21 protein-coding genes are annotated in these 22,978 nt (G+C 68.1%); 6 read left to right on the top strand and 15 right to left on the bottom strand.

Features of this window, described 5'->3' with window-relative positions:
• Positions 1 to 74: 74 nt before the first annotated feature.
• Positions 75 to 1,007, bottom strand: a complete 933-nt coding sequence (locus tag ABD848_RS02960) for an LLM class F420-dependent oxidoreductase (protein ID WP_344966992.1) — start codon at positions 1,005 to 1,007, stop codon at positions 75 to 77.
• Between the two features lie 60 nt (positions 1,008 to 1,067).
• Entirely contained in the window at positions 1,068 to 2,336 is a 1,269-nt protein-coding gene (locus tag ABD848_RS02955) for a class I SAM-dependent RNA methyltransferase (RefSeq protein ID WP_344966990.1), read from the bottom strand.
• 323 nt (positions 2,337 to 2,659) lie between these two features.
• On the opposite strand from ABD848_RS02955, the gene ABD848_RS02950 reads away from it, so the two are divergent.
• A complete protein-coding gene (locus ABD848_RS02950) occupies positions 2,660 to 3,370 on the top strand; it encodes a potassium channel family protein (RefSeq protein ID WP_344966988.1) in 711 nt (236 codons plus the stop codon).
• Positions 3,370 to 4,077 carry a potassium channel family protein gene (locus ABD848_RS02945; RefSeq protein WP_344967319.1) on the top strand — a complete coding sequence of 236 codons (708 nt, stop codon included), beginning with the start codon at positions 3,370 to 3,372 and terminating at the stop codon, positions 4,075 to 4,077. Before ABD848_RS02950 ends, ABD848_RS02945 begins: the two co-directional genes overlap by 1 nt.
• 35 nt (positions 4,078 to 4,112) lie before the next feature.
• On the opposite strand, the gene ABD848_RS02940 is transcribed toward ABD848_RS02945, so the two are convergent.
• Positions 4,113 to 4,922 (bottom strand): DUF3159 domain-containing protein, encoded by an 810-nt coding sequence (locus tag ABD848_RS02940; protein ID WP_344966986.1) that lies wholly within the window; start codon positions 4,920 to 4,922, stop codon positions 4,113 to 4,115.
• Positions 4,923 to 5,242: 320 nt separating this feature from the next.
• Here ABD848_RS02940 and ABD848_RS02935 point away from each other — a divergent pair, with 320 nt between their 5' ends.
• Complete coding sequence (locus ABD848_RS02935) at positions 5,243 to 7,252, top strand: beta-galactosidase (protein ID WP_344966984.1); 2,010 nt, start codon at positions 5,243 to 5,245, stop codon at positions 7,250 to 7,252.
• A gap of 21 nt (positions 7,253 to 7,273) precedes the next feature.
• Here ABD848_RS02935 and ABD848_RS02930 read toward each other — a convergent pair whose 3' ends face one another.
• Genes ABD848_RS02930 through ABD848_RS02915 form a run of 4 tightly spaced genes read right to left on the bottom strand, consistent with a single transcriptional unit; the run spans position 7,274 to position 11,058 of the window.
• Positions 7,274 to 7,909 (bottom strand): DUF624 domain-containing protein, encoded by a 636-nt coding sequence (locus tag ABD848_RS02930; RefSeq protein WP_344966982.1) that lies wholly within the window; start codon positions 7,907 to 7,909, stop codon positions 7,274 to 7,276.
• Positions 7,906 to 8,796 carry a carbohydrate ABC transporter permease gene (locus ABD848_RS02925; RefSeq protein ID WP_344966980.1) on the bottom strand — a complete coding sequence of 297 codons (891 nt, stop codon included), beginning with the start codon at positions 8,794 to 8,796 and terminating at the stop codon, positions 7,906 to 7,908. Before ABD848_RS02925 ends, ABD848_RS02930 begins: the two co-directional genes overlap by 4 nt.
• Entirely contained in the window at positions 8,793 to 9,767 is a 975-nt protein-coding gene (locus tag ABD848_RS02920; protein WP_344966978.1) for a carbohydrate ABC transporter permease, read from the bottom strand. The genes ABD848_RS02925 and ABD848_RS02920 overlap by 4 nt, the downstream gene beginning before the upstream one ends.
• Positions 9,768 to 9,771: 4 nt before the next feature.
• Positions 9,772 to 11,058 (bottom strand): ABC transporter substrate-binding protein, encoded by a 1,287-nt coding sequence (locus tag ABD848_RS02915; protein ID WP_344966976.1) that lies wholly within the window; start codon positions 11,056 to 11,058, stop codon positions 9,772 to 9,774.
• 318 nt (positions 11,059 to 11,376) lie between these two features.
• Here ABD848_RS02915 and ABD848_RS02910 point away from each other — a divergent pair, with 318 nt between their 5' ends.
• On the top strand, positions 11,377 to 12,483 hold the full coding sequence (locus tag ABD848_RS02910; protein ID WP_344966974.1) for a serpin family protein: 1,107 nt from the start codon (positions 11,377 to 11,379) through the stop codon (positions 12,481 to 12,483).
• Between the two features lie 41 nt (positions 12,484 to 12,524).
• Here the strand turns inward: ABD848_RS02910 and ABD848_RS02905 are convergent, their stop codons facing one another.
• From ABD848_RS02905 to valS, 4 genes are all read right to left on the bottom strand, one after another.
• Complete coding sequence (locus ABD848_RS02905) at positions 12,525 to 13,253, bottom strand: PIG-L deacetylase family protein (RefSeq protein WP_344966972.1); 729 nt, start codon at positions 13,251 to 13,253, stop codon at positions 12,525 to 12,527.
• A gap of 87 nt (positions 13,254 to 13,340) precedes the next feature.
• Entirely contained in the window at positions 13,341 to 14,063 is a 723-nt protein-coding gene (locus ABD848_RS02900) for a DUF3710 domain-containing protein (RefSeq protein ID WP_344966970.1), read from the bottom strand.
• A gap of 65 nt (positions 14,064 to 14,128) precedes the next feature.
• Positions 14,129 to 14,620 (bottom strand): dUTP diphosphatase, encoded by a 492-nt coding sequence (gene dut, locus ABD848_RS02895; RefSeq protein ID WP_344967317.1) that lies wholly within the window; start codon positions 14,618 to 14,620, stop codon positions 14,129 to 14,131.
• A gap of 78 nt (positions 14,621 to 14,698) precedes the next feature.
• Positions 14,699 to 17,302 (bottom strand): valine--tRNA ligase, encoded by a 2,604-nt coding sequence (gene valS / locus ABD848_RS02890; protein ID WP_344966968.1) that lies wholly within the window; start codon positions 17,300 to 17,302, stop codon positions 14,699 to 14,701.
• A 386-nt stretch (positions 17,303 to 17,688) separates the two neighbouring features.
• Between valS and ABD848_RS02885 the strand changes: the two genes are divergently transcribed.
• Complete coding sequence (locus tag ABD848_RS02885) at positions 17,689 to 17,970, top strand: DUF4235 domain-containing protein (RefSeq protein WP_344966966.1); 282 nt, start codon at positions 17,689 to 17,691, stop codon at positions 17,968 to 17,970.
• Positions 17,971 to 18,111: 141 nt separating this feature from the next.
• Here ABD848_RS02885 and ABD848_RS02880 read toward each other — a convergent pair whose 3' ends face one another.
• The 4 genes from ABD848_RS02880 to ABD848_RS02865 form a co-directional block, all read right to left on the bottom strand.
• A complete protein-coding gene (locus tag ABD848_RS02880) occupies positions 18,112 to 19,029 on the bottom strand; it encodes a hypothetical protein (RefSeq protein ID WP_344966965.1) in 918 nt (305 codons plus the stop codon).
• Positions 19,030 to 19,167: 138 nt separating this feature from the next.
• A complete protein-coding gene (locus tag ABD848_RS02875; RefSeq protein ID WP_344966963.1) occupies positions 19,168 to 19,467 on the bottom strand; it encodes a DUF4193 domain-containing protein in 300 nt (99 codons plus the stop codon).
• 413 nt (positions 19,468 to 19,880) lie between these two features.
• A complete protein-coding gene (locus ABD848_RS02870) occupies positions 19,881 to 21,128 on the bottom strand; it encodes a sensor histidine kinase (RefSeq protein ID WP_344967315.1) in 1,248 nt (415 codons plus the stop codon).
• 59 nt (positions 21,129 to 21,187) lie between these two features.
• The gene (locus ABD848_RS02865) at positions 21,188 to 21,841 is read right to left on the bottom strand and encodes a response regulator transcription factor (RefSeq protein ID WP_344966961.1); all 654 of its coding nucleotides are present in this window, start codon (positions 21,839 to 21,841) and stop codon (positions 21,188 to 21,190) included.
• An 859-nt stretch (positions 21,842 to 22,700) separates the two neighbouring features.
• Between ABD848_RS02865 and ABD848_RS02860 the strand changes: the two genes are divergently transcribed.
• A complete protein-coding gene (locus ABD848_RS02860) occupies positions 22,701 to 22,961 on the top strand; it encodes a hypothetical protein (protein WP_344967361.1) in 261 nt (86 codons plus the stop codon).
• Positions 22,962 to 22,978 lie beyond the last annotated feature (17 nt).

The following is a 22,978-nucleotide window of genomic DNA, read 5'->3' as shown; positions in this document are numbered from 1 at the left end:
ACGTCATCCGCCACGTGACGGTAGATGGAGCGCCGGGCCGGTACCGGCCCGGCGCTCACGCGCACAAGGTGGACTCAGTCCACCTGCGGGGCCACCTGGCTGGCGATGAGCTCCAGGTGGTCCAGGTCGGTGAGATCGAGAACCTGGAGGTAGATCCGCTCGGTGCCGATCTCGGCGAACTGGCCGATCTTGTCAACCACCTCGGCGGGGCTTCCGGCTAGACCGTCGATCTTGAGCTGCTCGGGATCGCGGCCGATCGCCGCCGCACGGCGCGCCACCTCGGCGTCGTCACGGCCACAGCACACCACCTGAGCCGCCGAGTAGGCCATCGGCGCGCTACGGCCGACGGCCTCGACCGCCCCGCGGGTGCGGGCGAAGGCGGCTTCGGTCTCCTTGACCGACGAGAAGCCGACGTTGTACTCATCGGCATAGCCGGCCGCGAGCCGCGGCGTGCGCTTGGGACCGCTGCCGCCGATGATCACCGGTGGGCGCGGCGACTGCGCGGGCTTGGGCAGTCCCGGAGAGTCCGCGAGCCGGTAGTGGCGCCCCTCGAAGCGGAATGTCTCCCCCACCGGGGTGTCCCACAGCCCTGTGATGATCGCGAGCTGCTCCTCGAAGCGGTCGAACCGCTCGTGCGCCGTGGCCGGGAAGGGGATGCCGTAGGCGGTGTGCTCGGCCTCGTACCAGCCGGCGCCGAAGCCGAACTCGAGCCGGCCCCGACTCATCTGGTCGACTTGGGCCACGCTGACCGCCAACGGCCCCGGGTAGCGGAACGTGGCCGCCGTCATCAGCGTGCCCAGCCGGATCGTCTGCGTCTCGCGCGCGATACCGGCGAGAGTGACCCAGGAATCGGTAGGACCGGGGAGGCCATCGACGTCGCCCATCCGCAGATAATGGTCAGAGCGGAAGAAAGCCTCGAAACCCAACTGCTCGCTGGCCTTGGCCACAGCGAGCAGGGTCTCGTAGCTGGCTCCCTGCTGTGGTTCGGTGAAGATCCTCAGACGCATGTGTCCCATTCTTGACTCCGCGAGCCCCCAGGGAAAACAGCGGCCCGGGTGGGCCTGACCTCAGCCGTGCCCGCCGCGCTCCAGCACCGCCAGGCACTCCACATGGTGGGTCATGGGAAAGGCGTCAAAGGCGCGCAACTGCCCCAAGCTGTAGCCAACGCCGGCGAAGGCGGCGATGTCGCGGGCCAGGGTCGCCGGGTCGCACGAGACGTAGGCGACACGGCGCGGCCGGAGGTCGGCCAGCGCGGTCACAACCTCGGGGCCGGCTCCCGAGCGCGGCGGGTCGAGCACGGCGATGTCGGCGCGCAGGTCGTTCCACTCGTACAACTGGCCGATGACATCGCCATGGTCAATGCGGACGTGGGGGAGATCGCGCAGGTTGTAGCGCGCGTCGTTGACGGCGTCGCGCTGGCTCTCCACGCCCATGACGCGCCCCTCGGCGCCCACGGCCTCGGCCAGGGGCGCGGCGAACAGTCCTGCGCCGCAGTACAGGTCCAACGCGGTCTCGCCGGGTTTGGGCTCCAGCTCGGTGAGCACAGCGGCGCTGAGTGTGTCGGCGGCGGCCGGGTGCACCTGCCAAAATGCGCCGGCGCTGACCCGCCACTGGCGGCCGACGGCGTTCTCCCGGATGCCGCGGCGCCCCCGAACCGACTGGGTACGCCCGCCCTTGAAGCGCCGCACCAGGGCGGCCGGAACGCGCGTACGCGGCAGCTTGGGGAGCTTGGCGCCGCGCGGGGTGACCACGAGCGCACGGTCATCGGTGGTGGCCGAGACGACTCCCTCGATCTCGGCGACGCCGGGCCAGGGCAACTCGGTGACCCCGAGCTGATCGACGGCGGGGTGAGCGATCGCGCACGAATCCACCGGCTCCACCTCGTGGGAGCGGTGCCGGCGCAGTCCGGCCGTGCCGTCGCTGGCTACGGCGAAACGGACCCGGGTGCGCCACCCCAAACCGTCAGGCGCGCCGGGCAACTCCTCGACCGTAACCTCGCGTTCGATGCCGGCGATGCGCAGCAACTGTTCGGAGAGCACCCGAGCCTTGATCCGGCGCTGAGCGGGCAGCGAGGCGTGCTGGTAGTCGCAGCCGCCGCAGCGCCCCGGCCCCGCGAACGGGCACGGCGGCTCGACCCGGTCCGGGGAAGCCTCGATGATCTCCACGGCGTCGGCGCGCAAAAACCGCGAGGTCTTCTCGGTGACCAGCGCTGTGACGGTCTCCCCCGGCAACGCATGGCGGACAAAAACCACCTGTTCGCTGTGGCGGCCCACGCACCACCCGCCATGGGCCACTCCGTCAACGCGCAGCTCAATGCGGGCTCCGACATCACTCATGGGCACCGACCTCCAGGTGGGACTCGATTCGGGGCGCTGCGGATACTGCGCGGTCGACCCCCGAGTGTCACCGCCCATCTGCGACAACTGTAATGGAGAACCAGAGGCGAAACCGACCAACGACCACGCTGGAGCAGCCTGGCTCTGCCAAAGGTGAACGTGGCAGCGTGTTGACCGGTGAGGAGGCGACGAGTTCAGCGCGCGCCGATCGCGGGGTGCCGGCCAGGTTGAACGGCGCCACGATCTGGGGTAGACCTACCCGGGATCGCGGGTCGCGGGGCCGTGATCGGTTCGTGCCGAACGCCATCAGGAACGGGTGACCAGTGCACATCGTCATAATGGGGTGCGGCCGGGTGGGCTCCACCCTGGCGCACCGGATGGAGGACATGGGCCACACGGTCGCTGTCATCGACCGCGACCCTGAAGCGTTCCGCCGGCTGCGTTCCAGTACGGCCAAGGCCGCTGTGACCGGAATGGGCCACGACCGCGATGTGCTGATCGCGGCGGGCATCGAGACGGCCTCGGCCTTTGCCGCTGTCAGCAGTGGGGACAACTCCAACATCATCGCCGCGCGCGTGGCGCGGGAGACGTTCGGGGTGCGCGACGTGGTCGCGCGCATCTACGATCCGCGGCGCGCCGAGGTCTACCAGCGACTGGGCATCCCCACAGTCGGCACGGTGCGCTGGACGGTCGACACCATGATGCGCCGCCTCATCCCCGGTGACGAAAAGCTGGCCAGCGGCCCACTCTGGCGCGACCCCTCGGGCACGCTTTTGATGACGGAACTGGCGCTGGGCAGCACATGGGTGGGGAACCGGGTAGAGCGGATCGAGGCGGCGCTGTCGGTACGTGTGGCCTACCTGTCGCGCGCCGGCGACATCGTGCTGCCGCGGGGGGATGAGACGTTGCAGGCCGGCGATGTGGCCCACGTGCTGGTCTTGGCCAGTGATATCGAGCGGGTGCGCGCGCGGCTGGGCCGTGAGGGCGAGGGCGCGACTCAGTCGGATGCGGCCGAAAGCGAGGGGGCCCAATGATGCGGGTGGCGATCGCCGGAGCGGGCGGCGTGGGCCGTTCCATCGCAACCGAACTCACCGGCAACGGCCATGAGGTGTTGCTCATCGAGCGCGATTCTCGGGCGATCGGGGTGGATGAACTGCCCGGCGCGGAGTGGCTGCTGGCCGATGCGTGCGAACTCAGCTCACTGGAAGACGCGCGGCTGGGCGAGTTCGATGTCGTGGTAGCCGCCACCGGCGATGACAAGGTCAATCTGGTCCTGTCGCTGCTGGCCAAAACCGAATTCCGGGTGAGCCGGGTGGTCGCGCGGATCAACGACCCCGACAACGAGTGGCTGTTCACCCAAGCGTGGGGGGTTGACGTGGCGGTCTCGCCGCCGCGGCTCATGGCCGCGCTGGTCGACGGCGTGCCGGGCACCGACGATGCCAGCGGGGCGTTGGCGCTGATGACGCTGCCCGATACCGACCTGCTGGAGTTCACGCTGCCCCCTGGGGCACCCCACGCCGGGCGCCCGGCCGAGGAACTCTCCCGCGACCTCCCTGAGGACGTGGTGCTGGTGGCGGTGGTCCGCAACGGCCATGTGCGGGCTCCTCGCGCTGAGACGATGCTGGAGACCGGCGACGATTTGGTGTTTCTCAGCAGCGCTGACGTTTCGGAGTTGCTCGCCGAAACCCTGGCGCCCCATGAGGGGACCGGCCCGGCTACAGTGCCCGCGCCGGAGGAGTGAAACAGGCGGCGCCGGCTCGGAAAGCAAACGGCGCCTCAGCCGCGTTCGGGGCTCGCCGTAGCGATGGGGGCTGCACTTGTCGAGTCCATCGGGGTGCGCCCGCGCGCGAGGAGCCACACCATCGCGGCCAACGCCGCGACTTGCAGGGGCCAACCCATGAGGATCTTCGCCGCGCCGAGCCAGGCCAAGGCGTCACTGCCCATCGCCCACAGCGGATACTGCACGAGCACGCGGATGACGCAGGGCAGCACGAGCAGCCAGGTCAGTCGGGAGCTGAGCTTGAGGATGGCCGGGTTGTCGCGCCACTCGGTGAGCTGACCAGTGACCGCGCCGATGAGCAGCCCGACCGCGGGCCAGCGGATGAGGACGGTCAGGATCAGCACCAGCGCATAAACCGCGTTGTAGATGATGCCGGGCAGGAAGGCGTCCTCGGCCTCGCCGCTACGCAAGGCGAATACGGCGGCGATACCGATGCCCAGCAGGCTGTTGAAGACGAACTGGATCGAACTGCGCTGCACCAAACGGATGAGGCCCAAGACCACCGCGGCACCGATGCCAAGGCCCAAAGCGAGGTTGAGTTCACGGGTGCTGAGGTAGGTGACCGTGAAGGCGATGGTGGGCACGGCCGCTTCGAGCATGCCGCGCTTGCCGCCCAGTGCCTTGGCGAGTTGGCCCCGGATGACCGACTCCACCGTGTCGGTGGAGACGTGCTGCTCCTGCTGGCCTTCGGGGCCGCCGGCGGCGGTGTGCGAAGACCCGGTGTCGTCGGGTGCGGGCGCGGCCTCCGGTGTCTGCTCGCCGGACTGGCCGGCGGCGGTATCGACGTGCCGGTGCTGGTCGGTCATCGCGCTCCTGACAAAGATCCCGGCGGCGACTAGCGCCCCCGGGCGCTTTCTGGTTCTGGGCTCCAGGGTAGGGGAAAACACTCCGGCCGACTCCGCCGCGACATGAGGAAAAGTGGGTGCCAACCGGCCAGTCGGGCCCGGGACAGCCCCAGAGCACGGTGGCCGCGAAGGACGGACCTTCACGCAACCAGATCACGACAATACCAGGGGTGATCAGCCAAAACTCTTGGAAAGCGCTTGCCAAACTCGGTAGGGTTGCGGGTCGGCCGCTCACCTGCGGCCGACCCGCGACGGCTGTCAAAACGAAAGGCGAACCGCTCATGCCCCCAGCCCGGAACCGGCGCGAGCTCCCATGGCCCCCAGTCGGCCTGTCCTACGGCGGCGACTACAACCCCGAACAGTGGCCCGAACACGTCTGGGACGAAGACGTCGCCCTGATGCGGCAGGCCAAGGTCAATCTGGTCAGCGTGGGCATCTTCGCCTGGGCCAGCATCGAGCCCCGGCCCGGCCACTACGAGTTCGACTGGCTCGACCGAGTTCTGGACCGGCTGCACGCCGGCGGAGTGCGTGTGGCGCTGGCGACCGCGACCGCCTCCCCGCCGCCGTGGCTGGCGCGGCGCCACCCCGAGATCCTCCCCCAGCGCGCCGACGGCACCCGGCTGTGGCCCGGAGGGCGCCAGTCCTACTGCCCCAGCTCACCGGTCTACCGGGAGAAGGCCCTGGAGCTGACCGAACACATCGCCACCCGCTACCGGGAGCACCCGGCCCTGGCACTGTGGCACATCGACAACGAACTGGGCTGCCATAACGCCCACTGCTACTGCGACGTGAGCGCCGCGTCCTTCCGCGAGTGGCTGCGCCGCCGCTACGGCGACATCGACGCACTCAACGCCGCTTGGGGCACCCGGTTCTGGTCGCAGCGCTACGACTCCTTCGCGGAGGTACTGCCGCCCCGCACGGCCCCCACCGAGCCCAACCCCACCCAGCAACTCGATTTCCGCCGCTTCTCCTCCGACGAACTGCTGGGCGCCTACCTCGCCCAGCGTGAGGTGCTGCGGCGGATCACTCCCGACATCCCCGCCACGACTAACCTCATGGTCTCCTCGCACGAGCGCGACCAGGATTACTGGTCGTGGGCACCGTCACTGGACGTGATCGCCAACGATCACTACCTCACCGTCGACGACGAGCACAGCCACGTCGAGCTCGCCTTCAGCGCCGACCTCACCCGGGGCCTGGCCGGGGGCGGGCCGTGGCTGCTCATGGAGCACTCGACGAGCGCCGTCAACTGGCAGCCCCGCAACCGGGCGAAACGGCCGGGCGAGATGCGACGCAACAGTCTCGCCCACCTCGCGCGGGGGGCTGAGGCCGTGATGTTTTTCCAGTGGCGGGCCTCGTTTGCGGGAGCCGAGAAGTACCACTCGGCGATGCTGCCCCACGCCGGCACCGACACCCAGATCTGGCGCGCCTCGACGGAACTCGGCGCCGACCTGGACAAGCTCGGTGAGATCGCCGGCACACGGGTGCACGCCGACGTGGCCATGGTCTTCGACTGGCAGGCGTGGTGGGCCACGGAGACGGCGTTCCACCCGACGGTGGACGTGACCTACCTCGACCGGCTCCATGCCCACTATCGGGCGCTGTGGCAGCGGGGGATCACCGTTGACCTCGTCCCTCCCGAGGCCGACCTCTCCGGTTACCGACTCGTGCTGGTGTGCACGCTGTACATGGTGACCGACACCGCGGCGCAGCGCCTCCGGGAGTTCGTCGCCGCCGGCGGTACCGCGTTGGTCACCTATTTCAGCGGCATCGTCGACGAGAACGACCACGTCCGGCTGGGCGGCTACCCCGGTGCCTACCGGGAGATTCTGGGGATCAGCACCGAGGAGTTCGCGCCGCTGGGAGCCGGCGAGCGGGTGGGCCTGGACGACGGCAGCAGCGCCACCGTGTGGACCGAGCTGCTGCGCACCCGCGGCGCCGAGGCCCTGGCCAGCTACGCCGAAGGACCGTTGGCCGGCGTCCCGGCGCTGACGCGCAACCGTGTCGGCGCGGGAACGGCGTTCTACGCCGCTACTCGCCTGGACGAGACAGGGCTGGCGGCGTTGACCGACCGGCTGATCGCGGAAGCCGGCGTTGCGCCGACGGCCGGCACCCGCCCCGGCGTGGAGGTCGTACGCCGGAGCGGGGCCGAGTCCTCCTACCTGTTCGTCATCAACCACACCGCCACCCCCGCCCACCTCGATGTCCACGGCACCGAGCTCTTGGGCGACACCGAGGTCAGCGGGCGGCTCACCGTCGCCGCAGGCGAGGTGGCGGTCGTGCGCGAGTGATCGACCGGCGGGCGCCCCGCGTCAACGCGCGTGGGGTGCCCGCCGGTCGATCACTACGGCCGCCAGCAGGAGGCAACCGGTCATCGGCAGGAGCAAGACAGCCGAGGCCCACACCCCGGCGGCGGTGGCCACAAGGGCCGCCGCCGCCATGGCAGTACCGGTCAGGTCGGTGCGAGTGCGCCGTACGGCTGCACCGATCAGCTCGCGCCACCGGAGGCCGGGACGCCACGCCGCAGCCGCGCGCAACGCGGCGGTGGCTCCCAGCAGCGCGGCGCAGACGCAACCGGCCAGGACGACCGTTGCGCCCGGAAGACCGGCCCGTACGATCACCAGATCGAAGGTGATCAGGAGGGCCGTGCCGGCCAGCAGTGCCGAGAATCCGGCCGATCCGCGCCAGGCGGCTCGGTAGCGGCGCAGGAAGGCCGCCACGGTGGTCTCCCCCTCCCCCACGGCGTGGGCGCGGACATGGGCGCACCCGGCGGCCAACGCCGCCAGCAGGGTGAGCACCGGCAGCGCGGCCAGCACCGTGAGCACTCCGGCCAGCAGGCACTCGCCGAAGAGGGCGAAGCGTCCTGGCATCGTTGCCGGGGAGGGGGAGGCACGCTGCTCTGCTGCGGGCGGGCCGTTGGAGGAACCGTTGGCCGGCACTGCCGTCATCCCTTCAGTCCAGAGGTGGCCATACCCTGCACCAGCAGGCGCTGGAAGGCGAGGAAGAACAGCACCACCGGCAGCAGGGCCAGCACCGACATGGCCATCATCGAACCGTAGTCGGCGGCGCTGGTCTGGTCGATGAACAGCCGCAGCGCCAGGGTCACCGGGAACTTCTCTGGGGTGTTGAGGTAGATCAGCGGAGCCAGGAGGTCGTTCCAGCTCCAGATGAAGGTGAAGATCGCCGCGGTGGTGAAGGCGGGTTTGGACAACGGCACGATGATGTGCCAGAAGATGCCCCAGTAGCCACAGCCGTCGATCCGGGCGGCCTGGTCCAGCTCACCGGGCAACTGCCGCATGAACTGCACCATGAGGAAGACGAAGAACGCCTCGACCGCCAGGAACTTGCCCGCCAACAGCGGCAGGTAGGTGTCGACCATGTCCAGCCGCTGGAAGATGATGTATTGCGGGATGATCAGCACGTGGAAGGGCAACAGCAGCGTCGAGATCATCAACGTGAACAGCACGTTGCGGCCCCGGAAGCGCAGCCGGGCGAAGGCGTAGGCCGCCAGCGCCGAGGAGATCACCACGCCGACGACCGAGGCTCCCGAGATGATCAGCGAGTTACCCAAAAAGGTCAGGGTCGAGACGCCGGCGATCCCCTCGAAGGCGCTGGGGTAGTTGTCCAGCACGGGGTTCGTGGGCAGCAGCTCGTTGCTGCCCACGATGTCGCCTGAGGGCTTAAACGAGGCTCCCAGCACCCATATCAGCGGGTAGAGGATGAGTGCCAGCAGCGCCAACGCTCCCAGGTGCCAGATCAGCGAGGGGAGCCACTTGCGAGGGTGACGCGGCCCGGCGGGGCGCTGCTCGGGCTGCGCGGTTGCGGTGAGACTCATCGGGCATCATCTCCCGAATAGTGGACCCAAAAGCGCGAAAAGCGGAACAGCCCCAGTGCCACGAGACCGGCGCCCAGGACCAGCATCCACGCCATCGCCGCAGCGTAGCCCATGTTGAACTGGGTGAACCCCTGCTGGTACAGGTACAGCGTGTAGAACAGGGTGGCCCCCGCAGGTCCGCCCTCGCCGTTGCTGACCACGAAGGCCGGCGTGAACGCCTGGAAGGCGTTCACGGTCTCCAACAGCAGGTTGAAGAACAGCACCGGCGAAATCATGGGGACAGTGATGGTGAGGAACCTGCGCCAGGGACCAGCGCCATCGACCTCGGCGGCCTCGTAGAACTCCTTCGGCACCTGCTTGAGACCGGCCAGGAAGATCACCATGGGCGCCCCGAACTGCCACACCGCGAGCAGGATGAGCAGCAGGGGGGCGAAGTCGGGGTTGCCGACCCACCCGCCGAGCCGTAGCCCCACGGCCGACAGCGTCTGGTCCACCACGGCGTCGTCGGAGAACAGGGCCCGCCAAACCAGGGCCACGCTCACGCTGGTGCCCAACAGTGAGGGCGCGTAGAAGGCCGCCCGGTAGAAGCCCTGGCCGCGTCTGGGACGCACCAGCAGCATGGCCACCGCCAGCGCCACCGCAAGCTTCACCGGCACCGAAACGAACACGTAAAGGACAGTGACGCGCACCGACTGCAACCAGCGATCGTCACGGAACAGCTCGATGTAGTTGTCCAGTCCAGCCCATGTCGGTGCCGTGAACAGGTTGTACTCGGTGAAGGAGAGGTAGAGCGAGGCGAGCATCGGCCCCAGGGTCAAGCCGAGGAACCCCAGCATCCAGGGCAGCAGGAAAGCGTAGCCGGCCCGGGTCTCCCGACTGCCGCTGCGGCGGCGTTTGGGGGCGGGGGCTGGTGAGGGCGGCTGTTCCTGAGGCCGATCGCGCGCCACGGTCGTCGAAACCATCGAGGTCATGCCCCTAGCCCTGGTTGCTCAGCGTGTCTTCGGCGAAGTCGAAGAACTGCGCCGCTGCTTCTTCGGGGCTCACCTCACCGAACGACACCTCTTCGGAGATGCGGATGAACTCCGTCTCCAACGCACCGGCACCGGCGGGCGGGGCGGGCGGCAGATCCTCCAGTTGGTCCATGCGCGCGTCCTCGTAGTCGGCGATGGCCTGGTCGGTCTCATTGAGATTGGCGGCCTCGCGCTGGGTGGTGGTGGCGGGGATACCGCGGCTACCGCCGAAGATCTCGGCAACCTCAGGATCGTTGATCATAAAATCGATCAACATCGCGGCTTCCTCAGGGTACTCGGTATCAGACGAGGCCGACAGCATCAGCGAGGGCTTGAGGTACTGGCCACTGCGGCCGGAGCCGGTGGTGGGAACCGGCGCCAGCGCCACCTCGGTGTCGGTCTCGGCCTCGAAGCGGGCGAGGAAGTTGTCCCAACTGAACTCCGAGGCGGAAAGGCCCGCGCCGATGGGAGAGACGGGCTTGGCCTGCACGACCTTGGACATCGGCACCATCGCCTCACCGCGCATGTCCTCGGTGCTGGCCCAGAACTCGGCGAGGCGCTGCTCGTCGAAGCCGAGCTGGCCGTCCTCGGTGAACAACTGCCCGCCTTCCTGGCGCAACTGCAACTGCAACACCCAGATGAGTCCGGTGTAGTCGGAGCCGCCGTAGAAGTCGCCCTCCACGGAGTCACTGACCGTGCGGATCGCCTCGTCGTAGTCCTCCCACGTCCAGCCCTGCTCAGGCATCGTGGCCCCGGCCTCCTCGAAGGTGGTGGGGTCATAGAACAGCGCGAAGGTGTTGCCGCCGATGGGCACCGCGTAGCGGGCCTCCTCGATCACGCCGGCGCCGCTGAAGCGATCAAGCAGGTCGCTGACGTTGAGGTTGCTGCCAGTCTGCTCGTTGAGGTCGAGCAGCACCCCCTTGTCGGCGTATTCGCGCAGGTAGGAGAAGTCCATCTGCAAGACGTCGGGCGCTCCGCCGCCGGCGGCCTCGGTGGCGAGCTTCTCCCAGTAGGTCTGGTACTCGGAGAAGGTGGGGGTCACGGTGATGTTGGGGTTCTTCTCCTCGAACAGGTCAATGGCCTGCTGCATCATCTCGGCCCGGTCGGCGTTGCCCCACCAGGAGTAGCGCAGCTCGACGGTGTCGTCCCCGCCGCTCCCGCCGCCACAGCCGGCGGCTAGCAGGGCCAGCGACGACACGGCTGCGACCGCTGACACCCGCAGTCCCCGCCCCTTGGCGCGTTTCATTCCCATTGCCTCTCCCCGGTGATTAAATCGTTTCAATGGAAAGCGCTTACTAGCGACTGAACGCTCAGATTAAGCTGAAGGTAACGTGACGTCAACCACAGGGGGCGACATCGGTCGATTACGATCCCGACAAGGCGGAATCACTTCGCCCCCATCGCTACTGCGCGTGCCGGATACAGCCCTAAATCGAAAGCATCGATCTCGGTACCGAGTGAACCAGTCACGGAAAGCGCTATCCAAACGAGAGGGTATCGACGCTCGCACTAGGCTGGGAGCAGTGGGCCACCGCCCCGCGCCTCATCCATGGTCCGTGAGGAGACTCCGATGCCGGCCCCGCTACACCCCGATCACCTCGCGTTCGCCCTGCGGCTGCACCAACGACTCATCCTCTCCGATGCGGGAATGGCATGGTCGCCTTACTCCGTGGCCTCGGCGCTGGGCCTACTGGCCATGGGAGCGCGCGCGGCCACCCGCCTAGAGCTCACCCGGCTCCTGACCGCGGACGCCGACGGGGAGGATGCGCTGGCGTCCCACATGGCCGCACTCGACGACGCGGTGACCGCGGGCCCCGAGATGGCGCGAGCGAGCGGGCTGTGGCTGCGTGCCGGCCTGCCGCTCGCCTCCGACACCGAGAGGCGACTGCGGGAACGGCCGGAGGCGTCGATCCACGTCGCCGACTTCGCAGGTGACCCCGAAGGCGCTCGCCACGCCGTCAACGCCGAGGTCGCCAAGGTGACCCGCGGCCTGATCGGGGAACTGCTCTCCCCCGGCGCGGTGACCTCCGCGACGCAGGCGCTACTGACCACCGCGGTGTGGGTACGGCTGGCCTGGCGCCACCCTTTCACGGTCGACAGCACAACACCACGACCGTTCGCCACCCCCGCGGGACAGCGCCACGTCCCCACGATGCACCGGCGCGGCCAGATGGAGTACGCGGCAACGGCCGGATGGCGCATGGTCACCCTTGCAGGCGACCACGACCTCGCGCTGGACGTGCTGCTGCCCGACTCCCCCACAGACAGCGCTCCACCGCAGGAGGCCACGGTGCGGCGGCTCTACCGCCGCAGCCGTGTCACAGAGGTCGAGCTGAGCCTGCCCCGCTTCGAGATCAGTCACGGCAGCGAGTTGGTCCCCGCACTCGGTGACGCCGGCGTCACCACTCTCTTCAGCAATGACGCCGACCTCTCGGGGATCTCGCCGCAGCGGCTGCGCGTCGACTCGGTGGCCCACCGCTGCCGCCTGCGGGTGGACGAGAAGGGAGCCGAAGGCGCGGCGGCCACGGCGGTGATGATGCTGGCCGGGGCCGTTCCCAATCGGAAACCCGTGGTGTTCACCGTGGACCGCCCCTTCCACTTTCTGCTGCGCCGCCACGGCGCGATCCTGTTCCTGGGCACGGTCACCGAGCCGCACGACCCCGGGCCGGCGAGCTAGCGGGGCGAGGGAGGCGCTCCAGAGGCGAAGGGGGCGGCTTATCAGCCGATGACCTCGAAGATCGTAGCCAGAGCGACGCCGCAACGGGCGCCCGCGGCCTCGGCGTTGTTGCGCAGGAACGTCTTCTGGTCGAAGCCTCCCAGCGCGGCCACGTAGGCCTCATGGGCATCCAGCGAGGCGATGCCAAGGGCGAGATGCTCTTCGGTCAACTCGACGAAGTGCGTTGCATAGGGCGAGCTCGCAAAAGCCGTGAACCGCACCCCAGACCACGGCTCCAACCCCTGGTCGCGCAGCTCGGGAAAGACCCAGCGGTTGTCGGCGTCACGCACCGCGTCCATCAAAGCGGGACCGAGAACCCGGTGGTCGGCGTGGTTGAAGCCGCCGCCGCCGTCGAAAGTCTCGCGGAAGTTGATGGAGACGATGGCCTCGGGACGGTGCGCACGGATGGCACGCGCCAACGCCCGGCGCAACTCCAGACTGTACTCCAGCGTGCCGTCGGGGAAATCGAGGAATTCCACCCCGCTGGCACCGACCACGCGAGCGGCGGCGAGTTGCTCGTTGCTGCGCAGCGGGGCGCACTGCTCGGGAGCGATGGAGTCGATCCCCGCCTCACCGCGCGTCACGAGCACCTGGGTCACCTCTGTGCCGTTGCCCGCCCATTTGGCGAGCGCGGCCGAAGCACCGAATTCCAGGTCATCAGGGTGAGCGACGACAGCGAGGACCCGTTGGAAATCCTCGTCGAGCACAGTGAGAGAACGATCGTTGCGCATGGTGTCAGCCTAGGGGTCCCACTCCCCGTGACGTGCCGGCAGGGTGCCCGTGCCCCCGTTGGCTGACTTTGGACGGTGACCGCCGCGCTAGGTCTGCTGGGGCGGCTCCGTGGTGTCGGCGGGCTGTGCCGCCTCACCGCTGGAGGCGTTCGTGGCTTGCGTCCCGGGAGGCAGGTTGAGTTCGAGGAGGTCGCGCGGCGGCACGGGACTGTCTCCCCGGTTGACGACAATCCCGGCGAAGATCTCTTCGATACGGGCGGCGACATCGGGCTTGACCGCCCCCTCGCCCCGAATCACCCCGCGCAGGAACCACCGAGGCCCGTCAACACCGATGAAGCGTGCCGGTTGACCCAACGGCTGCCCTTGCTCGTTCGTCTTGCCCGGCACCGGCACGATGGCGCGCAACTCCGGCCCGAAGGTGCCCTCGAAGTCCTCGACCTTGCCGCCCGACTGCGAGATCTCACCACGAATCTCCTCGCGCACCTCGTTCCAGAGTCCCGAGGACTTGGGAGCGGCGAAGGGCTGGACCTGCAACGCGGTCTGGCCATTGATGATGGTCACGCCGATGACGCGGTTTTGCTGCTTGGCGACGTTGACCTGAACCTCGACGTCGGCTCCCATGGGGATGCGCAGACTGCCGAGATCGACGCGGCGCGTCTGCGGCGCGTCTTCGGAGACATCCCACGGCCCTTGGGCGCGGAACCGGTCATCCTCTTTGACCGGCTCGACCACCGAACTCGGCGGTGCCACGGCCTCGGGCGTGTCGACCGTGTCGTTGTCGCTGCGCTTCTTGCGTCGGCGTCCGAACACGCCTCACACCTCTCCCGCTCGCTCGCCCCCGGACGTACCGGGACTGTTGCTCATCATCTGCGCTGTCATCTCCCCGTGGGTGCCGCGCCTTGGGTATGCCCGCCAGTGGAACCGAATCCAGCCGCGCCACGCTCCGAGTCGGGCAGCGTATCGGCCTCGCGAAACACCGCCTGCTCGACGCGCTGGATCACCAGTTGGGCGATCCGGTCACCGCGCGCCAACCGCACCGCTGTGGTCGTGTCGGTGTTGAGGAGAGTGACCTTGATCTCTCCTCGATACCCGGCGTCGACGGTGCCGGGAGCGTTGACCAGGGTCACTCCGTGGCGTGCGGCCAGACCGGAACGGGGCTGGACGAACGCGGCATAGCCCTGCGGCAGGGCGATCGCGATGCCGGTGCACACCGTGGCACGCTGCCCCGGAGCCAACTCGACGTCTTCGGCCGTGACCAAATCGGCTCCGGCGTCACCGGGATGCGCGTAGCTGGGAAGCGGCACATCCGGATCGATCCGGCGAATCGGAATCTCAAGTGCTCCGGGAGCAGGGGACTGACCAATCATCACACTGTGGGAGCCTATCGTGCGGCCAAGGGGCGCTCGCCGTGTCGACGGCGCCCCTCCTCAACGGTGGCGGCGCAGTCAGCCCGCACTGGGCTGCGAGGACTGCTCCGAGCCGGGAGGCAGCGTAACGTCGACACGCAGCTCGGGATCGTCGGTGAGCTCGAACTCTAGAGTAGCCGCTCGACCGGCCGCGCTGATGTCACCGCGGGCGACCCGGGCGGCGTCGACGCTCTTACCTGTGACGACAACGCGCTCCACCTCGGCGCGCATCGACAGCTTGGCTTCGGACTTGGCCCGGCGGATGGCCCGCAGCACCTCCGAGGTGGCGGCGAGCACGCCGGGATCGCCGTCAACGGCTGCGGTGCGCAACTGGGACGCCTCGGGCCAGGATGCGGCGTGGACGGAGCCTTCCTGCCACCAACTCCACGCCTCTTCGGCGACGAAAGGCAGGAAGGGCGCGAAGAGCCGGTGCAAGGTCGACAGCGCGATCAGCAACGTCGTGCGGGCGGAAGCCCCGGCTGGCGCGTCGGTTTCGTAGGCGCGGACCTTGACGAGTTCCAGATAGTCGTCGCACAGGTTCCAGAAGAACCGTTCGGTCCGCTCCAAGGCGCGGGTGTAGTCGAAGGTGTCGAAGGCGGCGGTGGCGTCCTCAACGACATCGGCCAGCACCGCCAGCACGGACCGGTCGAGCGGCTCGGTGACCGTGGCGGGGTCAAGCTCGGCCTCGGTGTCGGAGCCCGCCACCGACAGCGCGAACTTGGTGGCGTTGAGGATCTTGATGGCCAGGCGGCGCCCGATCTTCATCTGCCCCTCGTCGAAGGCGGTGTCGGTGCCGGGGCGACCGTTGGCGGCCCAGTACCGCACGGCGTCGGAGCCGTACTTCTCCAGCAGGTCGATGGGGGTCACGACGTTGCCCTTGGACTTCGACATCTTCTTACGGTCGGGGTCGAGAATCCACCCCGACAGCGCGGCGCGGCGCCACGGCACGGTGTCGTGCTCGAAATGGGAGCGCACCACCGTGGCGAACAGCCACGTGCGGATGATGTCGTGGGCCTGGGGCCGCAGGTCCATGGGAAAGACCCGATCGAACAGGTCGGGATCGCGCTGCCAGCCGCCGGCGATCTGCGGAGTGAGCGACGAGGTGGCCCACGTGTCCATCACGTCGGGATCGCCGGTAAAGCCGCCGGGCTGGCCGCGCTGCTCCTCGGTGTAGCCGGGCGGGACGTCGGAGCTGGGGTCGATGGGCAGTGTCGCCTCGTCGGGCAGCACAGGCGCGTCGTAGCGCGGGTTGCCGTTGGAGTCGAGCGGGTACCAAACCGGGAACGGCACTCCGAAAAACCGCTGACGGCTGATGAGCCAGTCGCCGTTGAGCCCCTCAATCCAGTTGTCGTAGCGCGCCCGCATGTGGGGCGGGTACCAGGTGAACTCGCGCCCGCGCTCGATGAGACGGTCGCGCAGCTCCGGTTCGCGCCCGCCGTTGCGAAGGTACCACTGGCGGGTGGTGACGATCTCCAACGGCTTGTCGCCGCGCTCGTAGAACTTCACAGGATGGGTAATGGGGCGCGGCTCGCCGTCGAGGTCACCGGACTCGCGCAGCATCGCGACCACGCGCTCGCGCGCCGTGTGGACGGTGGCCCCCGCCAGGTGTGCGTAGGCTTCACGGCCGGCCGCGGAGTCGACGCCGGCGGGCGGCTCAGCCACGACACGACCGTCCCAGCCGATGATGGGGCGGGTGGCCAACTGCAACTCGCGCCACCAGGTGACGTCAGTGATGTCACCGAAGGTACAGATCATGGCGATCCCCGAGCCCTTGTCGGGCTCGGCCAACCGGTGGGCTTTGACCGGAACCTCGACGTCGAACAGAGGCGTGCGCACCGTCGATCCGAACAGGTCCTGGTAACGCTCGTCATCGGGGTGGGCCACGAGCGCCACACAGGCCGGGATCAGCTCAGGGCGGGTGGTCTCGATGTGGACGGGCGTGCCGTCGGGGCGGTGGAAAGCCACGCGGTGGTAGGCGCCGGGACGCTCGCGGTCCTCCAACTCGGCCTGGGCGACCGCGGTGCGGTAGGTGACGTCCCACAGCGTGGGGGCTTCCGACATGTAGGCCTCACCGCGCTGGAAGTTGCGCAGGAAGGCCCGCTGCGCTGTGGCGCGGGAGCTCTCGTCGATAGTGGCGTAGGTATGGCGCCAGTCGACGCTGAGGCCCAGTTTGCGCCAGATACCCTCGAAGACCTTCTCATCTTCGACGGTGAGCCGGTGGCACAGCTCGACGAAGTTGCGCCGCGAGATCGCCACCTGCTTTTTGGGGTCGGGCTTGGCCGGCGGGGTGAAGTCGGGATCGTAGGGGATCGTGGGATCGCAACGGACCCCGTAGTAGTTCTGCACCCGGCGTTCGGTGGGCAGCCCGTTATCGTCCCACCCCATAGGGTAGAAGACCGTCTTACCGCGCATGCGCTGGAAACGGGCGATGGTGTCGGTGTGGGTGTAGGAGAAGACGTGCCCGATGTGCAGCGACCCCGAGACCGTGGGCGGCGGGGTGTCGATCGAGAAGACGTCCTCGCGACTGGCCTGCCGGTCGAAGTGGTAGACGCCGGACTCGTCCCAGGCGTCTACCCACTTGGCCTCGATCCCGTCGAGCGAGGGTTTATCGGGCACGCGGAAGGAACGAGAGCGGTTGGTCATAGGCCCAATGGTATTGGGCTCACGCCCGTGATCGCTCCCGATTGCGCCGACAATTCGGATGCTCTAGGGCCGGTGTTATGGCTTCGTCCGTTGGAAGCGACGCACATTCGGGCGGGAGCACCGTCCCTGTGGTCACCCTAGTGGCGGTGGCCCCGCCCTGCGGCTCCCGTGCCGGGCGCCGCGCAGCAGGACAGTCGCTCCATAACACCGGCCCTTAGGCTGCGCCACGCGATGGGCACTGCCTCTGGCGGGCGCACGTGAACGTGACACGATAGCGGTGGCGCGTCGGCCGTGGTCGACACCGGGAGCGTCGAGGGCAACGGCGGCAGGTGGCGGGTCCCGGCAGGCGGCCTGATTCGACCGACAAGGGAAGTGAACTGATCCATATGGCAAAAGAGGGTGAATTCACCGCGCGGATCGTCGGGGGCGTGGCGGCGCTCGTGGCCGGCTACGCTGCGCGTAAGACCCTGACATTCGCCTGGACCAAGGCGATGGGGAAAGAGCCGCCGGCTGACCCTGAAGCCCCTGAGGTTGGACTCGGTGAGGCTTTGGGCTGGGCTGTGGTCACCGGTGTCGGCATGGAGGTGGCGCGGATTCTGGCAGTGCGGGCCGCGCACAAACGGCTCCGGAGGCGGGCCCATGAGGACATCGAGGAGTTGCCGGTCTAGCGCGTGCCGCCGGCACGGCCATATCTGACGGCACCGCTGGAGTACGCCCTCGGCCGTGACATCACGAGGGCGCCTGGCGGAATGTGGCCCGTATCACCGTGAACGGTGGGGTGGGGGCGCACTCTCCGGGCGCCTCGGCGGTCAGCCGGGAGGCAACTCGTGCCTTGCGGCACGGTCGAGGGCTGGCCCCAGATGGCGCCGCTCGGGAGGCACCATCGGGCGCAGGTCGGCGCGCACGGCTTTAGCCAGCGCCCGCGTGGCGGCCCGGTTGAGAGTGCCACCGGCGATCGCCCCGCTCAGATAGGGGCCGAGTGTGCTCAGGTGACGCCCCAGCAGGCGCATCAACCGTGTGCGTAGCGCCGTCTTGGCCGCGGCACCTAGAGCGACGGTGACCGACTCTGTGGCCTGCAACGGGTCGATTCCGCGCTTTTTGGCCCAGGAGAACAGGTAGGTGGACGTGCGCTGGAGCGACCCGCCATCGGGGCGGGTGCCGTAGAGTTCGTGCAGCTCGGCGATGAGTTTGACCTCGATCGCCGCGACGACGACGGTCTCTGCGACCACTTGGGCGGGAGCGGTGAGCAGCAGGGGAGGGGCGGCGAACTGTACGGCCGCAAGCGCACCCCCGGCGGCGCCGACGGTCGTGGTGGCCCGCGTGGCGTTGCGGACGAGTGTGTCGGCGATCTCCTCGTCGCTACGGGAGGCTTCGCCGCCTCCATAGTGGCGCAGCAGGGTCTCGCGGTCGCGCACGGGGATGCGGGGGGCGATGTCGTCGACGAAGAGGTCGGTCAACCAGCGACCGCTCGCCATCCCCTTGGCTCCGGCTGCGCGGGCGCTGCGGGTGAGGGCTGCCGCCAGGGTACGCATCAGCCGAGTGCGGCTGGGCTCGTCGGTGTCGTCGTCCATCAGGCGGGTGACGAGCTCACCCACCTCTTTACTGGTCTCGGTGGAGCTCACGGGAACGAGCGACGTGTCGGATGCGGAATCCGTGGCGGGGACAGTGCCCGGCTCGTGGTGCTCACGCTCACCCTCGAAACCGTCCTCGTCGGCGTGCGTCGGCATTGCGCATCTCTCCTAGCCGGGCCATGGTCCGCACACGTGTCACCTCAACGGTAGACGATGCGCCCCCAGGGCACGGGGGCGCATCAGGCACCGCGGCGGGGCCGACCGTCGAGGCAGCGGAGGAGGAAGGCCGCCTGGTTAGGCGGCGCACTCCTTGCACACCAGCTTGCCGTTGCGCTCCTCCGCGAGCTGGCTGCGGTGGTGCACCAGGAAGCAGCGCGAGCAGGTGAACTCATCAGCCTGGCGCGGCAGCACCCGGACGGCGAGCTCTTCCCCGGACAGGTCGGCTCCGGGGAGTTCCAGGCCCTCAGCGACTTCGTCGGGGTCGACATCAATCGTGCTCGTGCCCTTGTCGACTCGACGGGCCTGCAACTCTTGCAGGCTGTCCTCGCCCAGTTCCTCGTCGTTCTTACGCGGGCTGTCGTAGTCGGTGGCCATGTGTTTACTCCATCCCCCTCATCTATGCCTCGTCGCGCGGGTGTAACGCTTTAGAGACGTATCTTGTGCCCGGTTCGGCCAGAAAATTCTCAGGGCGTAAGTGGACTGTGACCCCTCCCGGCTGTTGTCTCACCAACTGGATAGCCTCATCTGGCCGAACCTGGCCAACACGACTCCACAGCGATTCATTCCCATGTGCTACCCAGTGCCCGAAGAATTCCGCCTGGTTTCTCAGTTGCTTCGTCCTGGCCCTGCACCGGTGTGAGCGCAGCCGCTCACACCGCGTGACAAGGGCCAAACAGACACGTCGGCGCCGGGATGAGTTCCCGCCGCGTTCATGCCCGGGAGAGCATACCTACCCACACGAGCGCTTCGTTCCGCAATCGGTCGTGTCGTGGGACACGTATGACCCCTTAGGCACCGTTGTCGGAATCGCCCCTGCGCTGGTTGCCGGGAAACCGCACCGTGATGACCAGACCGCCGCCGGCGCGCGGCCACGCGGTAACGGAGCCGTCGTGGGCGCGAACGACCGAGCGCACGATGGACAGCCCTAGGCCGGCGCTCTTCTTGCCATGCACCCGGTCGCCGGAGCCACGGCGGAACGGTTCGAACAGCCCGGCGATCTCGTAGGCCGCGATGACGGGGCCGGAGTTCTCGACCTGCACGGCCGGTGCGTCCTCGTGGATTCCCGAGCGCACCGTGATCTCGCCTTCGGCGACGTTGTAGCGCACAGCGTTTTCAATGAGGTTGGCCACGAGCCGCTCCAGCAGCACGGGATCGCCCACGACGGGAGCGCTGCGCAGGTCGGTGCGTAGCCGCAGGCCGGAGTCCTCGATCTCCGCGGAGAGCTGGCTGAGCACGGTGGTGGAGACTTCACCGAGGTCGACGCTGGCGCGCACTTCAAGCTCGCGGTCGCTTTTAGCCAGAAACAGCAGGCCGTCGATGAGCCGCTCATGACGGGAGTTGGTCTCCAACAGCGTGCGCCCGACGGTCTTGAGGTCGGCTGAGGCTTCGGGGTCGGCCAGGGCGACTTCGAGCAGGGTGCGGTTGATGGCCAGCGGAGTGCGCAGCTCGTGAGAGGCGCTGGCGACGAACCGGCGCTGGCCGTCGAAGGCTCGATCCAGACGTTCGAGCATGCCGTCGAAGGTGTCGGCGAGTTCGCGGATCTCGTCTTCGGGGCCGCCGAGGTCGATGCGCTCGTGCAGGGAGCGTTCGGAGAGCCGGCGAGCCGTGCGCGTGATCTTGTGCAGCGGGGACAGGGCACGTCCGGCGACCACATAGCCCAGCGCGACGGCGAGCAAGCCGACGATGGCCAGCGCGAGCACGGAGAAGCGTGTGACTTGACTCAAGACACCCTCGATGAGGGCTTCCTTGGCAGCAGCGCCAACCTCGGGCGGAAAATATTCGGGCAGCACATAGTCGAGGTTGTCGAGGACGCTGGCGACGATGAGGTAGTTGAGCAGCACGAGAAGCGAGCCGGCGGCGAAGAAGAGCATCCCGTAGATGAGCGTCAGCCGTGCCCGCAGGCTGATGCTGTCGGAGAAGCGCTGGCCCCGGGCCGGCGCGAAGGCGGCCTCGCCTTCCTCGGGCGAGGGTGTGTTCAGCCGTCGCCACGTGCCGGTATCGCCGGGTGGAGTGGCGGGAACCTCACCGGGCTGGATGCGCGGCTGGGACTCGCCGCGCTCGGGCTCGGCCCGCTCCCCGTCGTGGTGGGGGGAGGTCAAATCCGATACCCCGCCCCGGGCACCGTGTGGATGACAGGCGGCTCGCCCAGCTTCTTGCGCAAAGTCATGACCGTCACCCGTACGACATTGGTGAAGGGGTCGGCGTTTTCGTCCCACGCCTTCTCCAACAGCCCCTCGGCGCTGACAACCGTGCCGCCGGCGCTCATGAGCACATGCAAGACAGCGAACTCTTTGGGCGTGAGAGAGATCTCACGCCCGTCGCGCTCCACGGTGTGGGTGGCCGGGTCCAGCATGATGCCGTTGCGACGCAGCACGGGGGGCAGGGGCGGGGAGGAGCGGCGGCCCAGCGCGTGCACCCGGGCGATGAGTTCGGCGAAGGCGAAAGGCTTGGCAAGGTAGTCGTCGGCGCCCAGCGTGAGGCCCTCGACCTTGTCATCGAGTTCACCAGCGGCGGTGAGCATGAGGATGCGCCCGGTGTAGCTGTCGGAGACCAAGGAGCGGCAGACGTCATCGCCGTGGGTACCGGGCAGGTCGCGATCCAAAACGATGACGTCGTAGTCATTGACCCCGAGACGCTCCAACGCGCTGTCGCCGTCATAGACGACATCGACCGCCATGGATTCGCGGCGCAGGCCGACCGCGACAGCGTCAGCGAGAACATGTTCGTCTTCGACCACGAGTACGCGCACTTGTGTCCTTTGTTTCCGTGCGGGATGCGAGGTCGGTGGGCCGCTGCCGGCGCATCCCCCAACACACCGGCAGCGGCGCTTATCCCCGACTGCGCCTACCGTTATCGCACACCTCGGGTAAGGACAGAGTAAACCATCGCAGCTCAGCCAGCAGTGCGATTCGCTCACATTCGTGTGAGCTGCCCAACTGTTACAGCGTGACGGTGACCCACTCCGCCTCTGTGGTTCACGCTAGAGGGAGGATTCGGTGAAGGCAACCCGGCGAAGTCGGGAGTCCTGCGAAAACACCGCCCGGCCGCCGCGTTGGACGCGAGGCCGGGCGGTGCCTGTGAACACCTCTGCGAATACGGAGTCGCTGCCGGTGTATCCCCCAAACCACCGGCAGCGACGTTCACCCCGCACATCTCAAAAGTGACACATCCAAGATAAGAAACCGATAAGGATAAGCAGTGCACAACTGAATGTGGCATCAGACACGATCTGCACCATTGCCCAGAGGTGTCCCATTCAAGCCCCACCCCCACTCCCAGAGCGCCGAATCCCTTGGCATGATGTTGCTCCCGGCCTCAATACGCCATGGGCCCGCCCGACACACCGTCGTGTTACCGGCCAATGAACAGTGGGGAACTTCATGCGGATGAGGTTTGCCGCGACATTGGCCGCGGGTATGGGGAGCAATCGCCAGTCGTGAAGGGAGTGTGATCGGTTTTCTAGCGGCGTAGACCCCCGGCTTCAGCCGTGAGGTTAGCCGCTTCACTTTCGTACGAATGTGCGATAGGTTTGGCTCGTCGCGATAGCTAGGCGACACGCGGCCGGGCCTGCCGTGTCAGCCTGTGGAGACCTCGCCGTTGGGCGGTCTGTGAAGCAGGAACCAGCGGAAAACCGTGAGGAAGTACCGATCCACCAAGGGTGGAATTCCCCCGGCTTCGTCCGCGGGGAGGAGGTCAAGATGGGCGAGTTTCTTTCGGAACTTCGGGTCCGCATCCGCGAGACCCACAATTCGCTCCAAGCGGCCGAAGCCGCGGGAGACGAGTTCCTGGCCGACGCGCATGCATCAGAGCTTGAGGACTTGCACCGCATCGCGGTCCGCAATGGCGTGGATATAAGCAACGTAACCTAGCCGGCTCCCCCGAGCCG

Origin of the sequence: Salinactinospora qingdaonensis (assembly GCF_039539445.1) — a bacterium.
Classification (GTDB): Bacteria; Actinomycetota; Actinomycetes; order Streptosporangiales; family Streptosporangiaceae; genus Salinactinospora; species Salinactinospora qingdaonensis.
The sequence above is the reverse complement of the archived record's forward strand: the minus strand, read 5'-3'. Positions and strand labels throughout refer to the sequence as shown.

Bases quoted from the DNA above. Each gene is read 5' to 3' on its own strand.
- ABD848_RS02875 (WP_344966963.1), bottom strand. From the start codon at position 19,467: ATGGCCACCGACTACGACAGCCCGCGTAAGAACGACGAGGAACTGGGC.
- ABD848_RS02960 (WP_344966992.1), bottom strand. From the start codon at position 1,007: ATGCGTCTGAGGATCTTCACCGAACCACAGCAGGGAGCCAGCTACGAG.
- ABD848_RS02910 (WP_344966974.1), top strand. From the start codon at position 11,377: ATGCCGGCCCCGCTACACCCCGATCACCTCGCGTTCGCCCTGCGGCTG.
- ABD848_RS02945 (WP_344967319.1), top strand. From the start codon at position 3,370: ATGCGGGTGGCGATCGCCGGAGCGGGCGGCGTGGGCCGTTCCATCGCA.
- ABD848_RS02905 (WP_344966972.1), bottom strand. From the start codon at position 13,253: ATGCGCAACGATCGTTCTCTCACTGTGCTCGACGAGGATTTCCAACGG.
- ABD848_RS02915 (WP_344966976.1), bottom strand. From the start codon at position 11,058: ATGGGAATGAAACGCGCCAAGGGGCGGGGACTGCGGGTGTCAGCGGTC.
- dut (WP_344967317.1), bottom strand. From the start codon at position 14,620: ATGATTGGTCAGTCCCCTGCTCCCGGAGCACTTGAGATTCCGATTCGC.
- ABD848_RS02955 (WP_344966990.1), bottom strand. From the start codon at position 2,336: ATGAGTGATGTCGGAGCCCGCATTGAGCTGCGCGTTGACGGAGTGGCC.
- ABD848_RS02935 (WP_344966984.1), top strand. From the start codon at position 5,243: ATGCCCCCAGCCCGGAACCGGCGCGAGCTCCCATGGCCCCCAGTCGGC.
- ABD848_RS02930 (WP_344966982.1), bottom strand. From the start codon at position 7,909: ATGACGGCAGTGCCGGCCAACGGTTCCTCCAACGGCCCGCCCGCAGCA.
- ABD848_RS02885 (WP_344966966.1), top strand. From the start codon at position 17,689: ATGGCAAAAGAGGGTGAATTCACCGCGCGGATCGTCGGGGGCGTGGCG.
- ABD848_RS02925 (WP_344966980.1), bottom strand. From the start codon at position 8,796: ATGAGTCTCACCGCAACCGCGCAGCCCGAGCAGCGCCCCGCCGGGCCG.
- ABD848_RS02880 (WP_344966965.1), bottom strand. From the start codon at position 19,029: ATGCCGACGCACGCCGACGAGGACGGTTTCGAGGGTGAGCGTGAGCAC.
- valS (WP_344966968.1), bottom strand. From the start codon at position 17,302: ATGACCAACCGCTCTCGTTCCTTCCGCGTGCCCGATAAACCCTCGCTC.
- ABD848_RS02920 (WP_344966978.1), bottom strand. From the start codon at position 9,767: ATGACCTCGATGGTTTCGACGACCGTGGCGCGCGATCGGCCTCAGGAA.
- ABD848_RS02940 (WP_344966986.1), bottom strand. From the start codon at position 4,922: ATGACCGACCAGCACCGGCACGTCGATACCGCCGCCGGCCAGTCCGGC.